The organism is Bacillus sp. 7894-2 (assembly GCF_002272225.1).
GTDB lineage: Bacteria > Bacillota > Bacilli > Bacillales > Cytobacillaceae > Cytobacillus.
Map to the genome: position 1 here is coordinate 19,305 of NZ_NPDG01000009.1, position 7,774 is coordinate 27,078.

Annotated in this window: 7 protein-coding genes; all 7 read left to right on the forward strand. The window is 43.0% G+C overall.

Annotated elements, in window-relative coordinates:
* The first annotated feature begins 52 nt into the window (after window positions 1-52).
* The 7 genes from CHI10_RS02125 (at window position 53) to hppD (ending at window position 7,680) form a co-directional block, all read left to right on the forward strand.
* Entirely contained in the window at window positions 53-442 is a 390-nt protein-coding gene (locus CHI10_RS02125; protein ID WP_095242629.1) for a thioesterase family protein, read from the forward strand.
* Between the two features lie 83 nt (window positions 443-525).
* Window positions 526-1,635 (forward strand): Leu/Phe/Val dehydrogenase, encoded by a 1,110-nt coding sequence (locus CHI10_RS02130; RefSeq protein WP_095242630.1) that lies wholly within the window; start codon window positions 526-528, stop codon window positions 1,633-1,635.
* Window positions 1,636-1,710: 75 nt separating this feature from the next.
* Complete coding sequence (gene pdhA, locus CHI10_RS02135) at window positions 1,711-2,778, forward strand: pyruvate dehydrogenase (acetyl-transferring) E1 component subunit alpha (protein WP_095242635.1); 1,068 nt, start codon at window positions 1,711-1,713, stop codon at window positions 2,776-2,778.
* The gene (locus CHI10_RS02140) at window positions 2,778-3,773 is read left to right on the forward strand and encodes an alpha-ketoacid dehydrogenase subunit beta (protein WP_095242631.1); all 996 of its coding nucleotides are present in this window, start codon (window positions 2,778-2,780) and stop codon (window positions 3,771-3,773) included. Before pdhA ends, CHI10_RS02140 begins: the two co-directional genes overlap by 1 nt.
* An 11-nt stretch (window positions 3,774-3,784) precedes the next feature.
* The gene (locus CHI10_RS02145; RefSeq protein ID WP_095242632.1) at window positions 3,785-5,008 is read left to right on the forward strand and encodes a dihydrolipoamide acetyltransferase family protein; all 1,224 of its coding nucleotides are present in this window, start codon (window positions 3,785-3,787) and stop codon (window positions 5,006-5,008) included.
* Window positions 5,009-6,451 (forward strand): dihydrolipoyl dehydrogenase, encoded by a 1,443-nt coding sequence (lpdA, locus tag CHI10_RS02150; RefSeq protein WP_095242633.1) that lies wholly within the window; start codon window positions 5,009-5,011, stop codon window positions 6,449-6,451. It abuts the gene before it with no gap.
* 113 nt (window positions 6,452-6,564) lie between these two features.
* A complete protein-coding gene (gene hppD / locus CHI10_RS02155) occupies window positions 6,565-7,680 on the forward strand; it encodes a 4-hydroxyphenylpyruvate dioxygenase (protein ID WP_095242634.1) in 1,116 nt (371 codons plus the stop codon).
* The last annotated feature ends 94 nt before the right edge of the window (window positions 7,681-7,774 follow it).

The following is a 7,774-nucleotide window of genomic DNA, read 5'->3' on the forward strand; positions in this document are numbered from 1 at the left end:
CATATCGTTAAATAAACGTCATACATATTATTGTCAAAAAGGGAGGGGTGTTATGAAACCTGGGCTGCAGATTGGGAACCAGGCAGTTATCCGTGCAGTGGTAACCCCTGAGATGTTCGCACAATTTGAAGGAGAGGTCATTCATCCTGTCTATTCCACTGTAACCATGATCTATCACATGGAGTGGGCATCCCGACTCCTGATCACCCCCTATTTGGATGAGGAAGAAGAAGGGATGGGTGGAGCTGTTTCAGCCAGGCATTTATCTCCATCGCCTGAAGGATCCCCTCTTGTTATTACAGCTACAGTATCCAAGCTTGCAGGAAATGCAGTCTACTCAACTGTTACCGTCCATAATGGAGAAAAACTTGCTGGCGAAGGTGAAGTCAAACAGGTGATTCTGAAGAAAAGCAGGATTGCAGAGCTGTTAAAGAAAGATTAAAAGAATAACAGTATCAGAGCCAAAGAAAAGGGATTTTAATTAATTCTATTGTAAGCGCTATCATATATAAAGGGGAGAATGAAATGACAGATATGTTTCAAAAAATTAAAGACCATGAACAGGTGGTATTCTGCAACGATGAATCTACCGGACTAAAGGCAATCATTGCTATCCACAGCACAAGGCTGGGGCCGGCATTGGGAGGCTGCCGCATGTATCCGTACCAAAGCGTTGATGATGCCCTTGAGGATGTCCTCCGATTATCAAAAGGCATGACCTATAAATGTGCTGCTAGTGATTGTGACTTCGGAGGCGGGAAGGCTGTCATTATCGGGGATCCATCAAAAGATAAAACGCCTGAGCTGTTCCGGGCTTTTGGCCAATTTGTTGAATCACTGAACGGACGCTTCTATACAGGAACAGACATGGGTACTTCTACAGAGGATTTCGTTCATGCTCTAAAGGAAACGAATTGCATTGTGGGGGTTGATGAGGTTTATGGGGGAAGCGGAGATTCTTCCGTACCTACAGCGCAGGGTGTAATTTACGGCCTGCAGGCAACAAATAAAGCACTGAGCGGAACAGATGACCTTTCAGGCAAAAGTTATGCGATCCAGGGACTTGGCAAGGTTGGATATAAAGTCGCAGAAAGACTGCTGGAGGAAGGTGCGGATTTATTTGTGACAGATATCAGCCAGCAGGCAATCGACCAGCTTCTCAGCAAGGCGAAAGAAATTGGGGCCGGTGTGAAGGTTTTATCCAGCAATGAGATATATGAGGCCAAGGCCGACTTTTTTGTTCCTTGTGCAATGGGCGGCATCATTAATGATGACACAATCGACCTGCTTAAAGTAAAAGCAATCGTTGGCTCTGCCAATAACCAGCTAATGGATATGCGCCATGGCCAAATCCTTAAAGATAAGGGAATTTTATATGCTCCCGATTATATTGTAAATGCAGGGGGATTAATCCAGGTCGCAGATGAATTATATACACCTAATAAAGAAAGGGTACTCCGCAAAACGAAAGCTATTTATAACTCTCTTCTGAACATCTACGAACATGCTGAAGCAAATGGAATTACAACAGTTGAAGCATCCAACCAATTCTGCGAGAGCCGCATTGAAGCACGTACACGCAGAAACAGCTTTTTCTCCCATATGAAACGCCCGAAGTGGGCAGTAAGAACCTAATTTTTTTTGCTTGGATAACAATATTTGTACCTTATAAAAGTAATTAAAATAATTTACCAGCCAAAGGGTGAGAAGATGGAAAATCACTTTCCGATCAGGCGAATAATGGACGAAAATGGAACGACCATCAATTCAGAATATAAAGAAGAAGTAACTGAAAAGCTTGCAAAAGAGTTTTATAGACATATGGTTAGAATCCGTACGTTTGACCGTAAAGCTATATCACTTCAGCGGCAGGGCAGGATAGGCACATATGCTCCTTATGAAGGACAGGAGGCTTCCCAGGTCGGAACTGCTGTTGCGCTGAGGGAGAACGATTGGATGTTTCCTACCTATCGCGACCACGGAGCAGCTATGACTTTTGGCCACTCACTGCGAAACATCCTGTTGTTTTGGAACGGAAGAAATGAAGGGTGTGTGCCGCCTGAGGGAAAGAAGATTTTCCCACCAGGCATTCCGATTGCGACACAGATCCCTCATGCAGCAGGAGCCGCATTCGCTGAAAGGAAAAAAGGCACTGCCAATGCTGCTATTGCTTATTTTGGTGATGGTGCCACCTCAGAGGGAGATTTCCATGAAGGCTTAAATTTCGCCAGCGTATTTAAAGCTCCGGTTGTCTTTTTTAATCAGAACAATCAATACGCCATTTCTGTTCCGTTTGAGAAGCAGATGAATACAAAAACGATTGCCCAGAAAGCCCTGGCATATGATATTCCAGGAGTCAGGATCGATGGGAATGATGTTTTCATGGTCTATTTTGAAACACTGAAAGCCTTAGAGCGGGCCCGTAAAGGTGAAGGGCCGACACTAATTGAAGCCGTGACATGGAGATATGGTGCACACACTACAGCAGATGATCCATCCAAATACCGCGATCAATCGGAAAGCAGTAGCAGAAGACAGGAGACTGACCCTATTTTAAGGCTGGAGCGCTGGATGAAAAATGAAGGAATATTTGATGAAAAATGGCAACAGGCAATAGAAGAGGAAGCAGCAGCTGAAATAGATAAAGCTGTAGCTGAAATGGAAGATTTTCCTCCTGCAGATCCAGCGGTTATTTTTGATCATGTCTTTGCTGAGCCTACTTGGCAAATCAAGCAGCAAAAAGAAGAATATCTGAAGCAGATTGGAGGCGGCCGATAATGAAAACAGCAGTTGGAGCTAAAACCATGACATTAGTGCAAGCTATTACGGATGCTTTAGATACCATGCTAAATGAAAAGGAAGAGGTTTTGCTGCTGGGCGAGGATATCGGCAGGAACGGCGGAGTATTCCGTGCAACCGATGGCCTCCAGGCTAAGTACGGCGAAGGCCGTGTTATCGATACGCCTTTAAGTGAAGCCGGTTTTGTCGGAGCGGGGATTGGAATGGCTGTTAATGGATTTTTGCCGGTGATCGAAATTCAATTTCTCGGCTTTATCTATCCTGCATATGAACAAATCATGACTCATGCTTCAAGGCTCCGGATGCGGACAATGGGACATTTTACTGTACCGATGGTAATAAGGGCTCCATATGGAGCGGGGGTTAGGGCTCCAGAAATTCACTGTGATTCAACAGAAGCTATTTTCACTCACATGCCCGGCATCAAGGTCGTCTGCCCATCCAGCCCTTATGATGCCAAAGGACTATTGATTGCTGCGATTGAAGACCCGGATCCGGTACTGTTTCTTGAGCCGATGCGCTGCTATCGTTCGGCCAGAGAGGAAGTGCCTGAAGGGAAGTATACGGTTGAAATAGGAAAAGGAAAAAAACTCATGGATGGGGACGATATAACGGTCATCACGTGGGGAGCCATGGTGCCGGAGGCTATGAAAGCGGCAAAGCAGATGAAAGAAAATAACGTACATTGTGATGTCATTGATTTAAGAACCCTATTTCCGCTGGATAAAGACATAATTGCAGAATCTGTCCAAAAGACAGGGAGAACGGTTATTGTCCATGAAGCGCATGCCACCGGCGGAGTCGGAAATGATGTGCTTGCCATCATTAATGATACATCCTTTTTATATCAGAAAGCACCTGTTGAACGGGTGACTGGATTTGACGCGCCAGTTCCATACTTTGGTTTTGAGGACCATTACCTGCCAACTCCGGCAAGGATTCAGCATGCAATAGAAAAAGTAATGAAGTTTTAGGAGGGGAAGCCGTGGAGGTGAAACTGCACGATATTGGTGAAGGAATGACGGAAGCAGATATTAATTGCTTTTTAGTTAAGCCGGGGGATGCAGTCAAAGCTGACGATCCACTTGTTGAAGTACAGACAGATAAAATGACTGCTGAAATACCTGCCCCGAGAGCAGGCATTATCAAAGAATTTACAGTGCAGCCTGGCGATACGGTTAAAGTGGGTTCGACCATTCTAATTTTAGAATCGGCTGGTGAGGAAGTGGCTGAAAAAGAGAATGCCGTTTCTATTCCTGGTTACACACCTTCGCCGCAGAAGCAAAAGCATTCTTTTGAGGCATTCAAAGGAAAACGGGTTCTTGCCTCTCCTTTCACAAGAAAAATAGCGCGCGATAATGACATTGATATTGAGAAAATCAGGGGAACAGGTCCTGCTGGCCGTATCTTGGATGAAGACATCTATCAGTACATAGCTTCCCTTCAGACAAAGCCAGCCCATGATGGACAGGAACAAGCAGCTTTGAATGAAAATATAAAAAGGTTTCCTGCTGAGAAAGAAATCATTCCGTTTAGGGGCAGACGAAAGCAGATTGCCAGGAAAATGGCTCAATCACTCTTTACCATTCCCCATTGTACCCATTTAGAAGAGATAGATGTGACCGAGCTGATTGCTTTCAGAAAACAGCTTAAGCTTCTAAACCAAAATATATCTGCTACAGCCTTTTTCCTGAAGGCTTTATCAATTTGCCTGAAAGAATTTCCTGTGTTCAATGCAGTGCTGCATGAAGAAAAGGAAGAAATCCATTTGGCAGGTGAACATCATATCGGTATCGCGGTGGATACGGATGAAGGGTTAATCGTTCCTGTCATTAAGCATGTTGAAAATAGTACAATCAGAGAAATTCATGCAGAAATGAAACAGCTTACGGAAAAAGCTATGGAAAATAAGCTTTCTGTTAAAGAAATATCTGGCGGGACATTCACAATCAGCAATGTGGGACCTCTAGGTGGAAGCTTTGGAGCGACTCCAATTATCCAGCATCCGCAAACCGCTTTGGTATCTTTCCATAAAACAAAAAAGATGCCAGTTGTGACCGATGATGACCAAATTGTCATTCGGTCAATGATGAATATATCAATGTCTTTTGATCATAGAGTTGCAGACGGGGCTACAGCTGTACGCTTTACAAACCGTTTTGCCGAATTGATTAATAATCCGAAAATGCTTGTTCTGGAGATGGTATAAATGGTAGTTGGTGAACTGGCACATGAGCGTGATGTCATCATAATCGGCGGTGGACCCGGGGGCTATCATGCAGCAATCCGCGCTGCTCAGCTTGGGCGAAATGTTACATTAGTTGAACAGGATCAGCTTGGCGGGATCTGTTTAAATAAAGGCTGCATACCTTCCAAGATCCTTACACAGTCTGCTGAAAAATTCACTTCATTTCAGGAAGGGGAAAACTGGGGTCTTGAAGGAGGAAATATATCATTAAACTTTAACAAGCTTCAGGTATACAAGCAGCAGAAAATTGAGCAGCTCCGGGCAGGAATTGAAGCCCTCTGTCAAGCTAATAAAATTGAAGTTCTAAAGGGGTCAGCCTTTTTTCTGTCAGAAGATAAGATTGGCATCGAAAATGGAGACCAATTCGATGTTTTCCGATTCCAGAATGCCATAATTGCGACCGGCGGAAGACCTGAGAAACCTGTTTGGACCAGAGAAATAAGTGAATTGGTATTTGATCAGCATTCCATTTCAAACTTGAGTGAAGTACCCGATAAACTATTAATCTATGGCAGTGATTATATTGCCCTCGAAATAGGTATGGCTTATCAGGCTTTGGGATCTAAAGTGACTCTGATCTTTGAAGATGGGAAAGAGGATTTTGATTTTGATCAGTCCATTTGCCGGGAACTGAAGAGGATTTTAAAAAAGAAAAAAATAGACATTATAAGAAATTCGGAAGTATTGGAACTGCAGCATAATGAAGGAATGTTAACCGTAGCTTTTGAGAGTAAAGGAAGAAGAGAAAGCATTTCAGGCACACATCTATTTGTTTCTTCTTCCATAAGACCAAACACTGACCAGCTGGGGCTTTCCCGCATAGGGGTGGAGCAATGCGAAGCGGGGTTCATAAAGGTTGACTGTCAAAGCCGGACAACACAGAAACATATTTTCGCAGTCGGTGATGTAACAGAAGGTCCTGCTCTTGCTGTAAAAGCTATTAAACAAGGAAAAACAGCCGCTGAAGCAATTGCGGGAATTAAATCGGAGTCAGATTTCCACTTCATTCCGATTGCAGCACATACACAGCCTCCTATTGCGAGTGCCGGGTTAACGGAACAGGAAGCCATTAACATGGGCTATGACATTGAAATTGGTGTATCCTCATTATCTGCCAACGGCTTTAGCACTTTGAGCGGGAAAAAAGATGGGTTTATAAAAGTGATCAGCTGCAGGGAAAAGCAAGTTCTGCTGGGTATCCACATGGTAGGGGCCGGAGCAATAGAACTAATTTCAGCCGGAATTACTGCATTGGAAATGGGAGCAAGGGATGAAGATTTAATTTTCCCTAACTACCCGCATCCAAGTATAAATGAAGGGTTGCTTGAAGCTGCAGAAGCTTTAAAGAATTTGGCTGTTCACATACCGCCACAAAGCAAAAAAACGCAAAAAGTAAAAGTGTAATTTCCTTTAATACAGGAGTGCATTATAGCTTTAACTTGAACTCTTGAGAACATTTACACGTTTCCTATATGATAAATTCAAAATATTATTAATATTAAAACGGAGGGGTTAGCATGCAAGATGAAAAATTGTTAAATGAGCAAAAGGTATCCGATTTTTTTCCTGTTAAGGAAGTAGATTATTTAGAAATCTATTCAGGAAATGCAAAACAATCCTGCCATTATTTCTGCACAGCTTTCGGCTTTAGGCCAGTTGCATATTCCGGTCTGGAAACAGGGAATAGAGAAACAGTCTCTTATGTCCTTCAGCAGAGAAAGATTCGCCTGGTGATCACAGGAACGTTAAATGACAGTTCCAGAGTTTCAAATTTCATTCATAAGCATGGAGATGGAGTAAAGGATATAGCATTAACTGTTGATGATGTTGAAAAGGCATACAAAGCAGCGGTTGAAAGAGGTGCAATCGAAATACAGCCTCCAGCTGAGATAAAAGATGAACATGGCACAGTTAAAAAGGCAGTGATTGGTACATATGGAGACACCATTCATACACTTGTTGAACGGAATGATTATAAAGGGGTATTCATGCCTGGCTTTGAGCCTTATCAAACTGAAGTGCCATTTGAGGATGCAGGTTTTATCGGCGTCGACCATGTGGTTGGAAATGTAGAGAGAATGGAGGAATGGGTGAATTATTATGCAAATGTAATGGGCTTTAAGGAAATGAAGCACTTTACAGATAAAGACATTACAACAGAATATTCCGCACTAATGTCCAAGGTTATGCATAATGGCGGCAGAATTAAGTTCCCGATTAACGAGCCTGCTGAAGGGAAGCGCAAATCCCAGATTGAAGAATACCTTGAATATTACAACGGGGCAGGAGTACAGCATTTGGCCATTCTGACAGAAGATATTGTCAGCACTGTCAGCACCCTCCGTAAAAATGGGGTAGAGTTCCTAAACACTCCTGATTCTTATTATGAAATGCTTTCTGAGCGTGTAGGAGAAATTGATGAAGAGATTGACAAATTGAAGGAATTAAATATTCTCGTTGACCGCGATGACGAAGGGTATTTGCTTCAAATTTTCACGAAACCAATCGTAGACCGTCCGACCCTGTTCATTGAAATCATTCAGCGTAAAGGTGCCAGAGGGTTTGGTGAAGGCAACTTTAAAGCACTCTTTGAATCTATTGAACGTGAGCAGGAAAGACGAGGGAATTTATAACTTTTCAGCTTAAAAGGGAGAAATGCTTTCTCCCTTTTTTAATAATTTTAGTGTTTTGGTAAGGTTTGGCATTTTGTATGTTATTTACTGAGTT

Coding starts and splice junctions, on each gene's coding strand:
- CHI10_RS02125 (WP_095242629.1), top strand. CDS start 53: ATGAAACCTGGGCTGCAGATTGGGAACCAGGCAGTTATCCGTGCAGTG.
- CHI10_RS02130 (WP_095242630.1), top strand. CDS start 526: ATGACAGATATGTTTCAAAAAATTAAAGACCATGAACAGGTGGTATTC.
- pdhA (WP_095242635.1), top strand. CDS start 1,711: ATGGAAAATCACTTTCCGATCAGGCGAATAATGGACGAAAATGGAACG.
- CHI10_RS02140 (WP_095242631.1), top strand. CDS start 2,778: ATGAAAACAGCAGTTGGAGCTAAAACCATGACATTAGTGCAAGCTATT.
- lpdA (WP_095242633.1), top strand. CDS start 5,009: ATGGTAGTTGGTGAACTGGCACATGAGCGTGATGTCATCATAATCGGC.
- hppD (WP_095242634.1), top strand. CDS start 6,565: ATGCAAGATGAAAAATTGTTAAATGAGCAAAAGGTATCCGATTTTTTT.